The sequence below is a fragment of the Rhodococcus spongiicola genome (assembly GCF_004011835.1).
In the GTDB taxonomy this organism is placed as follows: domain Bacteria; phylum Actinomycetota; class Actinomycetes; order Mycobacteriales; family Mycobacteriaceae; genus Prescottella; species Prescottella spongiicola.
The window spans coordinates 584,922-602,337 of record NZ_RKLN01000001.1 but is presented as its reverse complement, the minus strand read 5'-3'; the positions used below and the strand labels follow the sequence as shown (position 1 = coordinate 602,337).

Here is a 17,416-nt window from a genome sequence, read left to right as displayed (position 1 = left end):
CCGTCGGGACAATCGGTGCGGGAAAGTTGAGCCCGCGGGACTGTTTCGACTCGGCCCGGACGCCTTTAGTGTGGTGATCGGCACCGTTGTGTCCGAGACACTACGGAAGGGTGATGTTGTGTCGGAGATCAACTATTTCGCGTGGGACCTGGCACTGGAACGTCCCGACGCACCGTGCGTCCGCGACGACCATGTCGAATTGTCGTACCGCCAGTTCGCCGATCGCGCGTTGGCATTTGCCGAACGTTTGGCAGATCGTGGTGTCGGCGCCGGTGACGTCGTAGCCGTGATGCTGCCCAACCGTGCCGAACTCCTGATCGCCGTGATGGCGGCGTGGCGTGTCGGTGCGATTCCGACTCCGATCAACCCTGCGTTCGCCGAGTCCGAAGCCGACTACCAGATGGACGATGCCGGCGCGGTGCTGGTGGTCAACGAGGGACAGCAGGCACCCGACGGCGGGCGCCCGACCGTCTCGGTCGACGAGATGACGGCCGCCCCATCGCCGGATCGGACCTGGAGCGTGACGCCGGCCGGAGGGGACTTGGCCCTGCTGATCTACACATCTGGGTCGACGGGGCACCCGAAGGGCGTGCAGTTGACCCACGCGAACCTACAGTTCATGGCCGATTCCATCCGGAGCCATCTGCGGGTGACCGAGCATGATCACTGCTTGCTGATCCTGCCGCTCTTCCATGCCAACGCGATAATCATCAGCTTCCTCACGCCGATGCTGGCGGGCGGACAACTGAGCATCACCGGCCAGTTCTCACCGGAGCGCTTTCTCGACGACGTCAGTCGGCTGCGTCCGACCTATTTCTCCGCTGTGCCCGCCATCTATGCACTTCTGGCGGCTCTGCCCGCCGACACTGCATCCGACACGTCGTCGTTGCGGTTCGGGATATGCGGCGCTGCTCCGATCTCGAAGGAGCTTCTCGATCGGGTGGAGAGGCGTTTCGGCCTGGCCGTGGTCGAGGGATACGGGCTCACCGAGGGTACCTGCGCTTCGGCATGTAACCCGGTCGAAGGGGTGCGCAAGATCGGCACCGTCGGGCCGCCGATGCCCGGCCAGCAGGTCGCCATTGCCGGGCCGTCCGGAGAACACCTGCCCATCGGCGGCACCGGTGAGGTGCTCATCAAGGGACCGAATGTGATGTCCGGATACGTGGGGCGGCCAGAGGAAACAGCCCGCACGGTGGTCGACGGCTGGCTCCACACCGGCGACGTCGGACGATTCGACAACGACGGCTATCTCACGGTCCTCGATCGGATGAAGGACATGATCGTACGGGGCGGAGAGTACGTGTACCCCAAGGAGATCGAGAAGGCCCTCGCGTCCCACCCCGCGGTGGTCGAGGCCGCCGTGATCGGTGCCGAGCACCAGATCTTCGGAGAGGTCCCTGTCGCCTATGTCGTGACCTACCCCGACAGCGTGGTCACCGAAGGAGAACTGCTCGCCCACGCCGCCGAACGGGTGCCGCGAACCAGGGTGCCCACGAAGGTGTACCTGGTCGACGCTGACAAACTGCCGCGGAACCCCGTCGGCAAGGTGGACAAGCCCGAGCTGCGCAGGCGTCACATGGAGAAGCCGCTGACCACGCACAGCTGATCCCACCGCGCTTGATCCCACGGCACTCCGGCCGACGTCCTCGGGTGTAACGGGCCTGCGTTGCGGCAGGGGAGGAGCGCCGGTAGAGATGGGACATGAGCGGTGCCGTCTCCGGGGATGCAGAAGCGGTGGCGCGGCGTCGGCTCGCGAGTGTCCCGGCTTCCGCGGATGACGCCGTCCTCGAGGCGGCCGGTGTCATCGCCCGCCGGATCGACGCCCGAAAGTCGCAGGTAATCCGCTCGATGACCGCGACGCTCACGCGGAAGATCGACGAACTCGACGAGGATCCGCAGCTGTTCGAGCTGGGCGAAGCGTGCGCGCACGGCAACATGTCGACGATCCTGGGCGTGTTGGCCAACGACGTCTCCGTCGATCACATGCAGCCGACCACCGCGGCGGTGGAGTACGCGCTGCGTCTGGCGCAACGTGACATGCCCTCACACTGGCTGGTTCGGGCGTATCACATGTGGCAGGAAGCCCTGATGAAGGCGTGCTACTGCGAAGTCGAGGCGTTGGGGTTGCCGGGCAGCCAGGCGATGGCGGTGCTCGAACACGTTTCTGATGTGCTCTACAGCTACGTCGATTGGATCACCATCTACGTGTTCGACGCCTACGAGCAGGAACGTCGGAGGTGGATCGAAGCTCACGGCAGTGTTCATTCCTCGGCGATCTGCAATCTGCTAACGGGAGCGGGAACCTCTACGAAGGTTTTCGAAGCGGAGACCGGCTATCGTCTCGACCAGACGCACATCGCAGTAATCCTGTGGTCCCCGCGCTGCGGTGATGACGTCGTGGCCTGCCATTGTCGGTTCGCGCGGTCGATGGCCCAGCAGTTGGGGACGGACGGTTCGCCGATCACCAGCGCCATAGATCGCAGCACGGTCTGGGCGTGGCTGCCGTTCGGAGACCGATGGCCGTGTGTAGACACCGCCGCCCTCACGATCGAGCTGCCTGCGGGTAGCGCCATTCGAGCCGTGCTCGGTCTTCCCGGTGTCGGCATCGATGGGTTTCGTAGGTCCCACGAGCAGGCCCTGGCGGCCCACGCGGTCACGAGTGTCTCCCATGCACCGGTGCGCCCGATCGTGAGTTTCGGTGACCCCGGCGTCGCCGCGGTCGCGCTCCTCGCCGAGAATCTCGAGTCGACGCGTGCGTGGGTGTGGCAGGTGCTCGGCTCACTCGCCGAGGACACCGATCAGGCGGCCACACTGCGCACCACCCTGAGCACCTACCTCGATGCCGGCGAGAGTCACCTGCACACCGCGCAGCAGTTGCAGGTCCACCGCAACACGGTCAAGTACCGCATCAACAAGACTCTGGGGGACCCGGAGACGGGTCTGGCCGACCACAGCAAGCTCGATCTGGCGCTTGCCCTGGAGGTGTGCAGGTTCCTCGGGCCGACGATCCTCCGGACCTCCGACGCTTGAGTAATAGCGCAGTTCCGTGCCGCGGGTGAGTCGACGGCGCACAATGTGCGTACAGGGTGTCGGTCCAGGGGAGGTGCCCGCATGCCCACACGGACGATCGACGGCCGTCGCGTGGCTGTGAGCAGGTTGGACAAGGTGCTGTACCCGGCCACGGGTACCACGAAGGGCGAGGTGATCGATTACTACACCGCGATCGCACCCGCCATGCTTCCGCATGTCGTCGACCGTCCGGTCACCCGTAAGCGTTGGCCGAACGGGGTGGATGCGCCGTCGTTCTTCGAGAAGAACCTCGCGGCGTCGGCGCCGAAGTGGCTCACGAGCCACGCCGTTCACCACAAGGACCGCACCGTCCGCTATCCCATCATCGACTCCGCGGCCGCTCTCGCGTGGATCGGGCAGCAGGCTGCGCTGGAAGTGCATGTACCGCAATGGCGATTCGTCGATGGCGAGCCGGGGCCGGTGACCCGGTTGGTCTTCGACCTGGACCCCGGCGAGGGTGTCGGCCTGCTCGAGTGCGCGCGGGTGGCAATTGCGGTGCGGGATCTCGTCGCGACGCTCGGGTGGACCGCATACCCGGTCACGAGCGGTAGCAAGGGGATTCACGTCTACGTGTCGCTCGACCGCACGCTCGCCCCCGGTGGTGCGTCGACCGTGGCGCGCAAGGTCGCCACCAGTCTCGAACAACTCCATCCCGATCTCGTGACGGCGACGATGTCGAAGTCGGTGCGGGACCGAAAGGTGTTCCTGGACTGGAGCCAGAACAATCCCGCCAAGACCACGATCGCGCCCTACTCGATGCGCGGTCGCGCCGCGCCGACCGTCGCCGCGCCCCGCACGTGGCAGGAACTCGAGGATCCGCTGCTGCGCCATCTGCGGTTCGACGAGGTCCTCGAACGCTACCGGCGGATGGGTGATCTGCTCGCCGATCTCGACGCGAAGATGGACACCCTGACCGAGTACCGGCGCAAGCGTGATCCCGCGCGCACCCCGGAACCGATGCCACGAACGGAAGCCGAAGGGGGTGAAGGGAATTCGTTCGTTATCCAGGAACACCACGCCAGGCGTCTGCACTACGACTTCCGGCTCGAACGTGGCGGTGTGATGGTCTCGTGGGCCGTGCCGCGCGGTGTTCCGACTTCTCCCGAGGAGAACCGACTGGCCGTGCAGACCGAGGACCATCCCCTCGAGTACGCGACGTTCTCGGGATCGATACCAAAGGGTGAGTACGGTGGTGGAACCGTGAGCATCTGGGATGCAGGCACTTACGAGCCGATCAAGTGGCTCGATGACGAGGTGATCGTTCGTCTGTTCGGTCAGCGCGTCGAGGGACAGTTCGCGCTCATCCGGACCGACGGCGACCAGTGGCTGATGCACCGGATGAAGGACGGCGGAAACGGCGGAGAGTTGCCGCGCGCGTTGCGGCCGATGCTCGCCACCGCCGGGAGCATCGACGGCCTCGATCCCGCCGAGTGGGCCTTCGAGGGCAAGTGGGACGGAGTCCGGCTGATCGTCGAGTTCGACGGCGAGAGGATCACCCTGCGGGGCCGCGCCGGCAACGATGTGACCGACCGGTACCCGGCGTTGCAGACCTTGGCGACCACCCTCGACGGGCACCGGATGGTGCTCGACGGTGAGGTGGTCAGCCTCGACGAAGCCGGACACACGAGTTTCACGGGCCTGCAGGCTGGAGGAGCGCCGGTGTTCTGGCCCTTCGACATCCTGTACCTGGACGGTGTGTCGTTGCTACGCAAGCGTTACGACGACCGTCGGCAGGTGCTCGATGCGCTCGCGGCGGCGGTGGACGGGCTCGTCGTCCCGCCGCAGCTGACGGGCTCGGCCCAAGACGTCGTCGAACGCAGCCGTGACCTCGAGGGCATCGTCGCAAAGCGCCGTGACTCGATCTATTTGCCCGGCAGGCGGGGGTCGGCGTGGATCAAGACCAAGAACTGGCACACCCAGGAGGCCGTCATCGGTGGCTGGGTCAGTGGATACGGCGCACGAAGTGGGCGGTTCGGCTCGTTGCTGCTGGGGGTGCCAGGCGACGGTGGTCTCCGCTACATCGGCCGTGTCGGCGCCGGATTCAGTGAGCGCGAACTCGACCGTGTGGGCGCGGTGCTGGCCCCGCTCGAACGCAGGACCAGCCCCTTCATCGGTGACGTACCCGCGGTCAGCGGACGCGAGACCGTGTGGGTGACACCGAAGATCGTCGGGGAGGTCCGGTTCCGGGACCGCACCGACAGCGGTCGGCTCCGACATCCGAGCTGGCGGGGGCTGCGTGAGGACAAGTCACCTGACGACGTCCGCGACGAGTCCGGCTGAACCACAAAGTTTCTGGGCGACCCTCGGATGAGTGCGGTCTCGAGGCCCTCAAGCTTGTGAACCGCGCCCATCGAGTGGGTTGAGGCGTAGCGGCAGTGCAAGCCCCGATCGATACATGGTGGCAGCGACCGAACGAGGCCGTAGGCGTGCCTCGGTCCGCATGGCAGCGAGGAACTCCTGCGGGAACCCGTCGCGTGGATGGGCGTCGAGTACGTGGGTGACGAAGGTTCGGGTGAGCTCGCGAAGCCGGTACCCGACGACGTCGAGGTGCGCTGCGTCGTGGAGTGCACGCTGCTCGGGCGCCGGGCCAGGGGTGGGATCGAAGTGCCCGAGGATGGCGGGCTCGACCAGATCAGCCAGTTCCGGACGACCGGCATCGCGACAGTGCCCGGCGGCGACCGCGCCGCTGGCGGTGACGAAGCACCCGACGCCGGGCTCTTTGGTTCCGAGTTCGATGTCGTGGAGCATGCAGGCGACGAACAGCGCTTCCGCGTCAGGGGTGATCTCGTCGATATCGGCCAGCGCACAAGCCCATTGCCAGCAGCGTCGACTGTGCTCGTAGATGGCGGGCGTGAGCGTCTGCTTCGCCAGCTCGTCGGCCTCGACGCAGACGGGCGTGGCGGGCGCGGTAGTGAGCGGTCGATCGGTGCCGACACGGGGGCCGAGCGTGGCCCGCGGGACTTCGAGGGTGGCGTTCAACAGTGCGCGGGCGCCGAGGCGGACTCGTTCGCCGCGGCTCTTCTCACCGGGTTGCCGAGTCTTCTCACCGGGTTGCAATGTCGCTCCAATCGGTCTGCGCCAGGCGGGACAGGGAGGCTTCGACGGCCGCGCCCAGCAGGTTGTCGGCAGTCTTCTCGTCGATCAGGTTCTGTTGAAGCAGGCTCAGGATGCCGTTGACGGATGCCCACCCGAGCAGGACAGCCGTCCGGGCGTCGTCCTCGTCGCCCGTCGATCGCGACACCCGCCGCACAACGTGGTCGACCACACCACCGAGACGGGTCGCGATCTCTGCCCGCGCCCGCCCGGCCACGTCGGCCCCGCTCGATTCGTGCCCTGATGCCGTGTCGGCGATGTCGGTCAAGCCGAGGAGGCGGAAGGCCAGGGGGCAGTCCCGATGGAACCGGATGTATTCGGCCAGTGCCGCGCGGGCAGCGGCCGCGCCGTCCGGTGCGGCGTCGACGACCTCCGCCATCCGGGCCGCATGGTCACGCGCGGTCCGGCATCCCAGCACTGCGTAGACCTCCGCCTTGCCGCCGGCGAAGTTGCCATAGACCGAGGTCACGGCAACGTCCGCAGCCTTCGCGAGGTCCTCTACCGAGGTTTGGCGGTACCCGCGTTCGGTGAACAGGGCCTCGGCAGCATCGAGCACCGATGTGCGGGTGCGCCGCCGCCGCCGGTCGCGGTCGCTGTCGAGTAGGGAGTCCATGAGCAAAACCGTAGTCCAATTTCAGAACCGCAGTCTAGTTTCACTTTCGCAAGTGCCCGTCAGGTCAACAGATCGGGCTGGTCGTGGACAAGGCTCTCGTAGATGGGCTGAAAGTTGAGCCACCCCATGTACGGGGTACCGAAGTGGTGGCGGGTGTGCCGCGCCGCCTCCGGTGCGACCGGCTTCGGCGGCGTTGCCGACGCCTCGATCAACAGCTGCACCCGGCAGGCATGCTCCAGGGCGATGAACCACCAGGCCGCTTCGTCAATGCTGTGTGTTCCGGCCGAGAACAGCCCGTGGTTCTGGTGGATGACGGCCTTGTTGTTGCCGAACCTCGAACCGACAGCCTTTCCCGCATCGACTTCGACGACGATCGCGCCGGCTTCTTCCTCGATGACGGCGTGGTGCTCGAAGAACACACAGACATCCTGTGTATTGGGTGGTAGCAGCCGCCCCATGGCGGCCCAGGCCGCCCCGTGAACCGTGTGGGCATGGCAGGACGCCACGATGTCGGGATTCGCCTCATGTATTGCCGAGTGCAGGACGAAGCCGGCGCGATTCGCGGCATAGTTGCCTTCCACGACCCTGCCGCTGTGATCGACAAGGATCAGGTTTGACACCTTGACGTGCGCGAACGGCACGGCGAATGGATTCGTCCAATAGAGATCAGGGTCTTCCGGATCGCGGACTGTAAGGTGACCGCCAGTTCCGTAGCTGAAGCCGAACTTGTCGAAAGCGCGGCACGCTGCCGCGAGACGTTCTTTTCGATGCTTGCGATCTTCTTCCGCAGATTTGAACGTTGGTAGCTCAGGGAAGTTCAGCCCCGGTTGCACGGGTTGGTAGATGGATTGGCGCTGCGCCGTGTCGGTCATGGCGTCTCTCCTTTCGGCGAGTAGATGTCGCGCTCGCAACCTGTCTTGGATGCCTAACGCAATCGTCGGCGTGAGGGGCGTAGCGTACAACCGCGCTTTGTCGCGAGATGAGGCTGCTACTTTCACGGTTCGTAGTAATGCGCTCGTCGAGCGGTTTCCGCGTCGGCTGTGGAGTCGATCACCTGGGCAGCCGTTCCGCTCAGTTGTCTTGCAAGCGGGTGTAGGCGTCGAGTAGTTCCATTGCCTTGAGACCGAGGTGGAGAAGTTGGCGTACCTCGCCATCGTGGAGGCTCATCTCGAGCTGCGTCTCGATCTGGTTCAGGCGGTAGTAGAGCGACGTGCGGTGCAACCTAAGGCGTTGGGCGGTAACAGGTATCGATCCGCCCGAGGCTAGGTACAGCGTCAGTGTCTCGCCGAGCACACCGTGAGAGTCATTCTCGAGAAGTCGGCGCAGATTTGACGGAACTACCTCTCCGAGATCCTCGCGCTGTAGCCGCAAGAGGACGGAAAACACCCCGAGATCGGAATACGTCGCCAACGGTCGGAACTGGGGGAGCAGCGTTGCAGCCTCGGCGGCCAGTCGTGAATTCTTCTGCGCCGTACGCATCATACTCAGCTGTGTCGGGGTATCGCACAATCCCATTGTGCAGCAGGAACTCTCGTCGAGAAGGGAACTCACCGAGTCCAGGATGTGTCTTCCTTGCTCGAGAATGCGGTCCTTGCCTGGTGGCTGTTCGGTGACCGAGCAAATCGTCGCAACTCCGCCCTCGTACACGTGCGCCAGCCGAGAGCCCTCCCTCAGCTCCGCGTTTGCCAGCCCGGCATCGACCTCGAGGTCAACCTCAGTGCCGTAGAGGCTCGCGCTGCCGATCTTCATCGTCATGACCACGGCTTGCTCGACTGGACCGCCCATGATGTGGGCTGCTTGCGAGCGAGCCTGCTCTCGCGCGGCATCGTGATCACTGAGAAGGTCGGAGAGGAGCTTGGAGCGTTGTGCCCGCCGTTGCTGTTGGCCTGCCTGGTCGCGATCGAGAATGCCGACTATCGCTCGAGTCGTCTGCATCGCCGCATTCAGTTCGACATCGGTGAGGCCGCTCTCGGTCCGATCGATGACCATGAGCAGGGCCAGCAGGGTTCGGCCTTGCCGGATCGGGATCACGAATCGCTGCTCGAAGCCCAACTCCGGTGCGGCAGAAACGGTACCGGGTTCGCTCCAACTTCGGACCTCGAAGGAATGGATGTGTCGATAGACCTCGGGTAGCGCAACCCGAGCCAACACTGCCCGAACCCGGGCCTCGTCCTCGTCTCCGTAGTGCGCGCTAGTGGCAAGGATTCGAATATCCGGGTCGGTGACCGTGACGGATCGTTGCAACCGCGCAGCTAGGTGATCGACCAACTCCTGCAAGTCGTGCGTCGGCAACACCCCACTCCTCGGTAGGTGGTGGCGCGCGACAGGGAAACGTATGCGCAACGCCACGCGACCAGCAATCAACCCACAACCGCTTCTCGGGTCGAAGCAACGCTTCGGATCATCTGATATCGGTTTCGGACAGTTGTCAATCCCTCACCATCGAATGGCCTGCGTGCCCAGAACGACATCGCACATGGAGTCGGTCCGCGATGACCACTGCTACGTGGTGAACTCGACGTTGCTGGACAGTGCGCCGGTCGTGTTGGAGACGGTGCAGGTGTAGGTGATCGTCGCGGTTTCGGCTCCGTATTTGCTTGCGCCCTGAGAGGTTCCGGTAGCGGTCCACTTGCCGTCGGAGTTCTGCTCGGTGCGTTCGTTGGCGATGTCGACGGGTAGCTGCTGGACGACGTACTTCTCTTCGATGAACTCGCGGCAGAGGTCGTTGACCGCATCGGCGTCGAGGGGGGCGTTGCGATCGACCTGGGACTGGTAGCCGGGGTCCTCGCCGCACCGGGCGCCTGGCACGTAGTCGATCGAGCCCTTGCCGGCGTCGATCCCGGTCTGCGTGGCGCCGAGCTGTCCGACCGCGACCTTGGCGGTGCCCAGAAGGGGATCCTTACCGGGTGCAGGGTCGGCGCAGGTGAAGTTGACGAAGTATGCGCCGTCGGGTTTGGTGTCGAGGAGTTGGCCGCGGATCATGGTCCAGGCCGCGCCGATCGAGTCGGTGTCGGCGGTGGAGACGGTCGCCGTGTATCCGTAATCGCCGATCTCGCTCAGCGTGTACGTGGCAGGGCGAGGGGCTGCTGCGGCCTTCGAGATGGAGACCGAGTTGCCGTCGGTGTCGGCGGTGTCGGCGCCGGCGCATGCGGAGAGCCCGACTGTGCATATAGCGAGGATCCCGACCGCCGTGATGCTGCGCGTTCCAACTGTCCGTTTCATACCGGGATCAAACCACGCGTCCTGTTCCGTGCCTACCCCGCGCACGAGAACGCCCCCACCCTGAGGGCGGATGCCGGGGGGTCGTTACAACACCGCCTGGTTTAGACGGTAAGTAGATCACGCAGACGATCGGCCGGGGTCTCCCGGTCGATAAGAACATAGGGGGCAATACGGCCGCGTCGATGATCACCGGCGCATGAGGATTGCGACGCCGCAGCGGCGCCGATTGCTGATGTCTTGGTTATTGTGCGGCCTTTCGGTGATGCGGCCTTTCGGTGATTCCGCGGTCTGATCTGGATTGTTGTTGTTAGCCTCCTTTCGGCTGGTGGTCGTATTCGGCCGCCGGGTTTGTGTAACTGCATGGCCTGTCCGTTTTATTCCTCTGGTGTAGGAGAAAAATGTGAATCGGCTCAGTGGTTTTCGAAGTCACCGCACAGTCGGGGGGCGCACAGCCCGCCTGGTGTTCGGGATGACCGCTACTTCCGCGATGGCGCTGGGAATGGCCGGGATCGGGGCGGGGGCCGCGGTGGCGGACACCGTCATCGACACCATCACGGTCGGGGACGCCCCGGTCGGGGTAGCAGTCTCCCCGCTCGGGACCCGCGTCTACGTCCCCAACGCCAACGACGACACGGTGTCGGTGATCAACGCCTTCACCAACACGGTGATCGACACCATCACAGCCGGGGACCAACCGTTCATAGTAGCGGTGAACCCGCTCGGAACCCGCGCCTACGTCACCAACCGGTCCGACGATTCGGTATCGGTGATCGACACCTTCACCAACACGGTGATCGACACCATCACGGTCGGGGACGCCCCGTTCGGGGTGGCGGTGAACCGGGACGGATCCCGCGTCTACGTCGCCAACGCCAACGACGACACGGTGTCGGTGATCAACGCCTTCACCAATACGGTGATCGACACCATCACGGTCGGAAACGACCCGTTCGGGGTGGCGGTCAACCGGGGCGGGTCCCGCGTCTACGTCGCCAACAATGCTGACAACACGGTGTCGGTGATCGATACCTCCACCAACACGGTCATCGACACCATCGCGGTCGGGAGCGCGAACGGGGTGGCGGTCAACCGGGACGGGTCCCGCGTCTACGTCACCAACTTCGGTGACGGCACGGTGGATGTGATCGACACCTCCACCAACACGGTCGTCGACACCATCACGGTCGGGACCCAACCGGCAGGGGTGGCGGTAAACCGGGACGGGTCCCGCGTCTACGTCACCAACTTCGGTGACGACACGGTGGATGTGATCGACACCTCCACCAACACGGTCGTCGACACCATCACAGTCGGGGACCAACCGATCCGGGTGGCGGTGAACCCGCACGGGACCCGCGTCTACGTCACCAACAACGCTGACGACACGGTGTCGGTGATCGCCGTCGAGAAGTGCCTGGGCTCGTTGTGCATCGACACCGGCTCGTTCGCAGGGCCGTTCGCCGGTGCCGGGTCGGCGGGCAGCTCCGGTTCGGCGGGTGCGGGCTCGTTCGCGGGTGCCGGTGCCGGCGCCGGATCGACGGGCAGCGCCGGTAGCTGACGGTTTCCAGGGGTCGTTGCAGCACTGTCTGGTTCTAGGCGGTCAGTAGATCACGCAGACGCTCGGCTGGGGTTTCCCAGTCGAGTGTTTTGCGGGTGGGTGCGCCGATCCGCGCCGCGCCGCGGTGTGCGCCGCACCCGGCCCGTCCGAAGCGCTTGCTGAACTTCCCGTTTGAGGCCGCCGCGGGCCTGAAAGTACAGCGCCTGGTAGGGCGTCTCGTGGCTCACCCGCATGCTCTCGTCGTCCGGGAAGTCCCTGCGGAGGCATCCTTCACCGGCACCCCGGAATCGACCAACCTCGCCGACCGATCACCGAACCGAACACAGTCCTCCGAAAACGACACGGTCGCCGCAACCTCCCACATCGAGAGTGTTGCGGCGACCGTGAACCCGCCGGTCTGGTGGCGGCGTGTCGTCGTCTCAGGACCTACGATCCCAAGGACCCGAGGGACCCGAAGGGCCCGGTCGACGTTGTGTCGGCGATGTCGAGGACGACGGGTATGGAGGCGTCGCCACCGACGTCGTTGGTGGCTGCGATGAAGAATGCGAAGTGTCCTGCGGTGGTGGGGGTTCCGGACAGCACGCCATCAGCACTGAGGGTCAATCCGCCGGGCAGTGCGCCGGCGGTAACCGTGGTGGTGGGGGCGGGCTGCCCGGTGAGGGTGAAGGCGTACTCGTAGGGCTGTCCGACGGCCCCAGCCGGGGGTGTGCCGGTCAAGGTCGGGGCCGTGTCGATCTCGAGGACCGACACCGAGCTGTCGTGCTGGTTGGTGACGTAGGCGTGGGTGCCGTCGGAGGTGATCGCCGCCGCGCGCGGACCGTTGCCGACGTCGATCGTGGTGAACGTGTTGGTGGCGGTGTCGATCATCGACACGGTGTTGCCCAGATAGTTGGTGACGTAGGCGCGGGTCCCGTCGGGGGTAATCGTCACCCCTTCCGGGGCGCCGCCGACGTTGATGGTGATGGTGACGGTGTTGGCAACGGTGTCGATCACCGACACGGAGTTGTCGTTTTGGTTGGTGACGTAGGCGCGGGTGCCGTCGGGGGTGAACGCCACAGCGCGTGGACCGTTGCCGACGTCGATGGTGGTGGTCTCGGTGTTGGTGGAGGTGTCGATGACCGACACGGTGTCGTCGCCCATGTTGGCGACGTAGGCGCGGTTGCCGTCGGGGGCGATAGCCGCCCCGATCGGACTGACGTCCACCGGGATTGTGGTCTTGACGGTGTCGGAGTGCGCGAGCGGGCCGGCCGTGAGCATGAGCCCCGTCGCAAGGGCGGCGACGAGCCCTGCCATGCGCCGACGTCGGGTGCGGAGCCCCGAACTTGGGTTACCTCCGAGGCGGGACAGGTCAATGGTGTTGTGAGGCAATGCGATCGGGATCCTTCGACCAATGGGGGAGGCAGGCGGTACTTGCATCTCGACGGGCGCGCCGTGCAGAGCGCCGAAAGATTGAAACGGACTGTCTTCCTGTGAGGGTGGGGACTTTACGGGATACGCCGGCGCAGTTCGGGCCATTCATCCGAAGTGACTCGATTCACCGGGTGCAGTCACTAGGCGCGGACGGTCCCCTCCGGCAGGACGACAAACGCCCCACCCTCGTCGGGCAGGGGCATTTCATCGGCTCTGGACCTACGACCCCGAGGACCCGGCCGACCCCACTGACCCGGCCACCCCCGAGAACCCGAGCCACCCCGACGACCCGAGCGACCCCAACGACCCGGTCAACAGTTCGTCGGTGATCTCGAGAACGACAGGCGTGGACCCGATCAGAGCGGCCGTGATTCGAGTCGAAGGCTGCAATGAAGACGCCCTCAACTACGCGAGCCCATCGACTCCGAGCACTGGGAGCTCGCGAAGAGCCGCTACCACGACGAATCCCCGCCGCAATCGGTACGGCGAGGCGGGTCGGGTGGCTGAGTCCCAAAACGCCCGATCACTCGCCATCGGGATTGGTCCGGAACTGGATTCCAGCTGGTCAAGATGGTTCTTGATGCGTGGAATGTTGCTGGATCTGTGCCCCCGGCAGGATTCGAACCTGCGACACCGGCTTTAGGAGAGCCGTGCTCTATCCCCTGAGCTACGAGGGCGGGGCGGGCGACCTGTTTCGCGCCGAACCGCAGTTAGGGAGTGTAGCGGTCGGGGGGCCTACGCGCTGAACCGGTAGTGCGAGCCACGCCTCCGATCACCGAGTCAGGGCTACAGATGCCTCTCCGGTGTAGGTGAGGAATGTCAACGACTCCTGGAAGTACAGTTCGACGCGTTCCGCTTCGTGTGACAGGTAGCCGATCGACAGATCCTGGCCGATCTGCAGGTCGAAGTCGCCGCCGCGGGTCGTGAGCACGAACGCGCCGTCGATCGCAGGGGCCCAGATGATGTCGCCGTCGACGAGACGCCGGATGTGCTCGCGGATCGGGTAGCCGTGGTCGGACGTCTCACTGACCTGTGTGTACGCCTCGGCGCTCAGCAGCACCGAGTACGGTCCGTCGACGCCGGCCAGACGGAGCCCGGACAGGGCCTGGCTGATCGCCTCGGGTACGTCACGAACGTCCTCGGGCAGACGCAGCGGCGGATTCGACGAACTCGCACGAATCCCCTCGATACCCGCGGCGGCGTAGCCCTCGAAGATCGCGCGGTCCTCGGCGAATGCGATCCTCTTCGCGGCCTCCTTCACTGCATCCCAGTCGGCGTCCTGCGCGCCACGCTCGACGTTGTCGATCTCCTCGCGCGACAGCGTGAACGGCACCCGCAACTCCACGAGTGGGGCCACCCGACGTTGGCGCGCCTGCACGCCGGCCGCCGGAGCGTCGATTGCGGTGGTGCGTCCCAACCCCGCCGCGGAGAAGTCGTTGCCGTGCGGGCCCGAGACGTCGACGACGGTGCGTCCTGCGATGTGCCGCTTGAAGGTTCGGGTCGCCTCCTCCTCGATCGACGTCCAGGCGGCGTCGGTGATGGGGGCGAGACCGCGGTAGAGGTTGTTCATCGCGTGGAACTCCTTCTCAAACTGCCGATTCCGAGCGATCCGTCGACGGCAGAGGACGGGCTCGTGTCTTCGGTACCTATCTGCCGGGTACCCGGCGCAGGTGGGAGTTCGTCGAGGAACTCGACGGCGGGGGTGAAGAACAGGCCGCCGGTGACGGCCGTGGAGAAGTCCAGGATGCGGTCGGTGTTGCCCTCGGGTTTGCCGATGAACATGTTGCGCAGCATCTCCTCGGTGACGGAGGGTGTGGCCGCGTACCCGATGAAGTAGGTGCCGAACTCGCCGTCGCCGAGATTGCCGAACGGCATGTTGACGCGCACGATCTGGCGTCCGGCTCCGTCGTCGCCGGTGAGGGTGTTCAGCGCGACATGCGAGTTCGACGGCTTGACGTCGTCGTCCAGTTCGATGTCGTCGAGCTTGGTGCGGCCGATGACGCGCTCCTGCTCCTCGGTGGAGATCGCGTTCCAGGAGTCCATGTCGTGCAGGTACTTCTGCACGATCACGTAGCTGCCGCCGACGAACGCGGGGTCCTCGTCACCCACCAGAACCGCCTCGGCCGCCTCGACGCCCTCGGGGTTCTCGGTGCCGTCGACGAACCCGAGCAGGTCACGCTGTTCGAAGTATCGGAACCCGTGCGTCTCGTCCACGACGGTCGCCGCGCCGCGCAGCCGTCCGACGATCTTCGAGGCCAGTTCGAAGCACAGATCCATCGATGCAGCGCGGATGTGGAACAGGAGATCACCGTCGGTCGCCGGAGCTCGATGCCGGCCACCGTCCAGTTCGACGAAAGCGTGCAGCTCGGCGGGCCGGGGGCCGTCGAACAATCGGTCCCACGCGGACGAACCGATGGAGGTGACGCACACCAGTCCCGAGTCGGGCACCCGGAATCCGACGGACTTGCGCAGGCCGTCGATGTCCGCGATCAGTTCTCGGGTGGCGTTCTCTCCACCCTCGTCGATGGTGAGCACGAGGAAGATCGCCGCCGGGGTCAGCGGGGTCAAAATCAACTGCGGTCGGGCCACACCTCACGCTAGAACACTCTCGCCCCGGTCGCCCGGGAACCTGGTCTCCCAAGAACCCGGGCCTGACGACGTGAGTCGCCGACGACCCGGGTTCCGTTTTGCGGTGTCTATGCGGACGTGCCGGACCAGCTGTCCGGGCCGAACACCTCGTAGTGGATGTTCTCGGCGGGCACGTCACGCGCGATGAGAGACTTCTTCATCGCGAGCATGAACGGCAGCGGACCGCACAGGAAGGCGCGGGTGCCGGGCTCCAGGGTGACGTCGGCCAGATCGGCGCGACCCAGCCGGGTCCTGGCGAAGGCCTCGCGCGCACCCAGGTCCTCGTACCAACGGTGCATGATGCCGGATGGCAGCCGTTCGACCAGTTCGGTGAGTTCGGCGCGGTGTGCATGGTGTGCCGCGGAGCGATCCGCGTGCAGCACCGACACGCTGCGCTTGTCGTCGGTCGAGGCGAGGTGCTCGAGCATGCCGATCATCGGCGTGCAACCGATCCCGGCCGAGATCAGCAGCAGCGGTGCATCGTCCTCCGGCAGGACCAGATCACCGAAGGGGAGCGACACGGTCAACTCGTCGCCCTCGAAGACGTTGTCGTACAGGAAGTTCGACACTTCACCGGCCGGAGCGGTGGAGCCGTCGGGCAGGGTGTGGGCAGTGATCCGCTTGATGGTGATCCGCCACTCGTCGTCGGTGGGGCCACACGCGAGGCTGTACTGACGGATCTGTCGGGCTCCGTCGGGTAGATGCACGGCGACCGAAATGTACTGGCCCGGTGCGAACGTCGGCAACGCGGACCCGTCCTTCGCGGCAAGCGTGAACGAGGCGGTGTCGGTCGATTCGAGGGTCCGGCGCACCACCCGAACGGGGTGCCACACGTCACCGGCCTCGACGCCGGCCTGCTCGTAGAGTCGGGCCTCCATCGAGATGAGGGTCTCGGCCATCAGCCAGTAGACCTCGTCCCAGGCGGACGCGACCTCCGGCGTCACGGCCTCGCCGAGGATCTCGACGATCGCCTCGAACAGGTACTTGTGGACGATCTCGTACTGGTCCGCGGTGATGCCCAGCGAGGCGTGCTTGTGGGCGATACGGGACAGGATCGCGTCGACGCGCGCCTGGTCGGGTTCCGATTGCAGTGTCGCGAACGCGGCGATGGCCCCGGCCAGCGCCTTCTGCTGCTCACCCTGACGCTGGTTGCCACGGTTGAACAGGTCGCGCTCGAGTTCCGGGTGGGCTGCGAACATCTTGCGGTAGAACAGCGGCGTGATGTCGCCGATCGCCGCTCCCACAACGGGCAGCGTCGCGCGGACGATTTCCTTCGAGGCCTCGGTGAGCATCGGATTCTCCTGTCGGTCGGGTGCTGCGGTCTTACGGGTACTCAGGGCTTGTTCGCTGTCGGCGCGGTGAGCGTCAGCAGCACGTTCTCGGGGGACGATCCAGCGGTGGTGAGGTCCTGGACCGTCAGGGCGTCCAGGGCGTCGTAGAAGGCGTTCTGGGCGTCGCGCAGGGCGGAGCGGAGTCGGCAGCCGTGGCGCAGCGGGCAAGGGTTGTCGCCCTCGCACGTGACGACCTCGGCGTCGCCCTCGAGCTGTCGCGTCAGCCAGCCGAGCGCCGCCGTCCGGCCCAACTCCGTGATGGCCAGTCCGCCGCCGCGGCCCCGGCGGGTGGTGACGATGCCGAGTTCACCCAGTCGCGCAACAACTTTCGTGGCATGGGTGTATGACACGGCGAGCTGCTGCGCGATCACGCGAGTGCTGGGTGCCGATCCTGCGTCGGTGGCGGACCCGGCCGCCAGGCGCATGACGATCCGCAGGCCCAGGTCGGTGAACTGCGTCAACTGCATGAACCCGACAGTAAAAACTGGTAAA

General features: G+C 65.6%; 14 protein-coding genes, 1 tRNA gene and 1 pseudogene. 4 read left to right on the top strand and 12 right to left on the bottom strand.

Annotated elements, in window-relative coordinates; all coding sequences use genetic code 11:
• Positions 1 to 118: 118 nt before the first annotated feature.
• From EF834_RS02800 to EF834_RS02790, 3 genes are all read left to right on the top strand, one after another.
• Complete coding sequence (locus EF834_RS02800; protein ID WP_127945553.1) at positions 119 to 1,606, top strand: class I adenylate-forming enzyme family protein; 1,488 nt, start codon at positions 119 to 121, stop codon at positions 1,604 to 1,606.
• A 95-nt stretch (positions 1,607 to 1,701) separates the two neighbouring features.
• Positions 1,702 to 3,030, top strand: coding sequence for a PucR family transcriptional regulator (locus EF834_RS02795; protein WP_127945551.1), 1,329 nt, complete (start codon positions 1,702 to 1,704; stop codon positions 3,028 to 3,030).
• A gap of 81 nt (positions 3,031 to 3,111) precedes the next feature.
• Positions 3,112 to 5,349, top strand: coding sequence for an ATP-dependent DNA ligase (locus EF834_RS02790; protein WP_127945549.1), 2,238 nt, complete (start codon positions 3,112 to 3,114; stop codon positions 5,347 to 5,349).
• 48 nt (positions 5,350 to 5,397) lie between these two features.
• Here the strand turns inward: EF834_RS02790 and EF834_RS02785 are convergent, their stop codons facing one another.
• The 5 genes from EF834_RS02785 to EF834_RS02765 form a co-directional block, all read right to left on the bottom strand.
• On the bottom strand, positions 5,398 to 6,126 hold the full coding sequence (locus EF834_RS02785) for an HD domain-containing protein (RefSeq protein ID WP_127945547.1): 729 nt from the start codon (positions 6,124 to 6,126) through the stop codon (positions 5,398 to 5,400).
• Positions 6,113 to 6,775 (bottom strand): TetR/AcrR family transcriptional regulator, encoded by a 663-nt coding sequence (locus EF834_RS02780; protein ID WP_127945545.1) that lies wholly within the window; start codon positions 6,773 to 6,775, stop codon positions 6,113 to 6,115. The genes EF834_RS02785 and EF834_RS02780 overlap by 14 nt, the downstream gene beginning before the upstream one ends.
• A 59-nt stretch (positions 6,776 to 6,834) precedes the next feature.
• Positions 6,835 to 7,647, bottom strand: coding sequence for a class II aldolase/adducin family protein (locus EF834_RS02775; RefSeq protein WP_127945543.1), 813 nt, complete (start codon positions 7,645 to 7,647; stop codon positions 6,835 to 6,837).
• 199 nt (positions 7,648 to 7,846) lie between these two features.
• Positions 7,847 to 9,067, bottom strand: coding sequence for a PucR family transcriptional regulator (locus EF834_RS02770; RefSeq protein ID WP_127945541.1), 1,221 nt, complete (start codon positions 9,065 to 9,067; stop codon positions 7,847 to 7,849).
• 210 nt (positions 9,068 to 9,277) lie between these two features.
• Positions 9,278 to 9,997, bottom strand: coding sequence for a hypothetical protein (locus tag EF834_RS02765; protein WP_127945539.1), 720 nt, complete (start codon positions 9,995 to 9,997; stop codon positions 9,278 to 9,280).
• Between the two features lie 469 nt (positions 9,998 to 10,466).
• Between EF834_RS02765 and EF834_RS18705 the strand changes: the two genes are divergently transcribed.
• The gene (locus tag EF834_RS18705) at positions 10,467 to 11,555 is read left to right on the top strand and encodes a YVTN family beta-propeller repeat protein (RefSeq protein ID WP_206615160.1); all 1,089 of its coding nucleotides are present in this window, start codon (positions 10,467 to 10,469) and stop codon (positions 11,553 to 11,555) included.
• A gap of 119 nt (positions 11,556 to 11,674) precedes the next feature.
• Here the strand turns inward: EF834_RS18705 and EF834_RS02750 are convergent.
• The 7 genes and pseudogenes from EF834_RS02750 to EF834_RS02720 form a co-directional block, all read right to left on the bottom strand.
• Positions 11,675 to 11,818 (bottom strand): annotated as a pseudogene (locus EF834_RS02750) (IS30 family transposase); the annotation flags it as partial.
• 163 nt (positions 11,819 to 11,981) lie between these two features.
• Positions 11,982 to 12,848 carry a YncE family protein gene (locus EF834_RS02745; RefSeq protein WP_127945537.1) on the bottom strand — a complete coding sequence of 289 codons (867 nt, stop codon included), beginning with the start codon at positions 12,846 to 12,848 and terminating at the stop codon, positions 11,982 to 11,984.
• Between the two features lie 721 nt (positions 12,849 to 13,569).
• Positions 13,570 to 13,642, bottom strand: a tRNA-Arg gene (locus EF834_RS02740).
• A 95-nt stretch (positions 13,643 to 13,737) separates the two neighbouring features.
• Entirely contained in the window at positions 13,738 to 14,535 is a 798-nt protein-coding gene (locus tag EF834_RS02735) for a family 1 encapsulin nanocompartment shell protein (protein ID WP_127945535.1), read from the bottom strand.
• The gene (locus EF834_RS02730) at positions 14,532 to 15,554 is read right to left on the bottom strand and encodes a Dyp-type peroxidase (RefSeq protein WP_127945533.1); all 1,023 of its coding nucleotides are present in this window, start codon (positions 15,552 to 15,554) and stop codon (positions 14,532 to 14,534) included. Before EF834_RS02730 ends, EF834_RS02735 begins: the two co-directional genes overlap by 4 nt.
• Positions 15,555 to 15,661: 107 nt before the next feature.
• Complete coding sequence (locus EF834_RS02725; protein ID WP_127945531.1) at positions 15,662 to 16,885, bottom strand: globin domain-containing protein; 1,224 nt, start codon at positions 16,883 to 16,885, stop codon at positions 15,662 to 15,664.
• Positions 16,886 to 16,926: 41 nt separating this feature from the next.
• Complete coding sequence (locus EF834_RS02720) at positions 16,927 to 17,391, bottom strand: RrF2 family transcriptional regulator (RefSeq protein WP_127945529.1); 465 nt, start codon at positions 17,389 to 17,391, stop codon at positions 16,927 to 16,929.
• Positions 17,392 to 17,416: the final 25 nt, after the last annotated feature.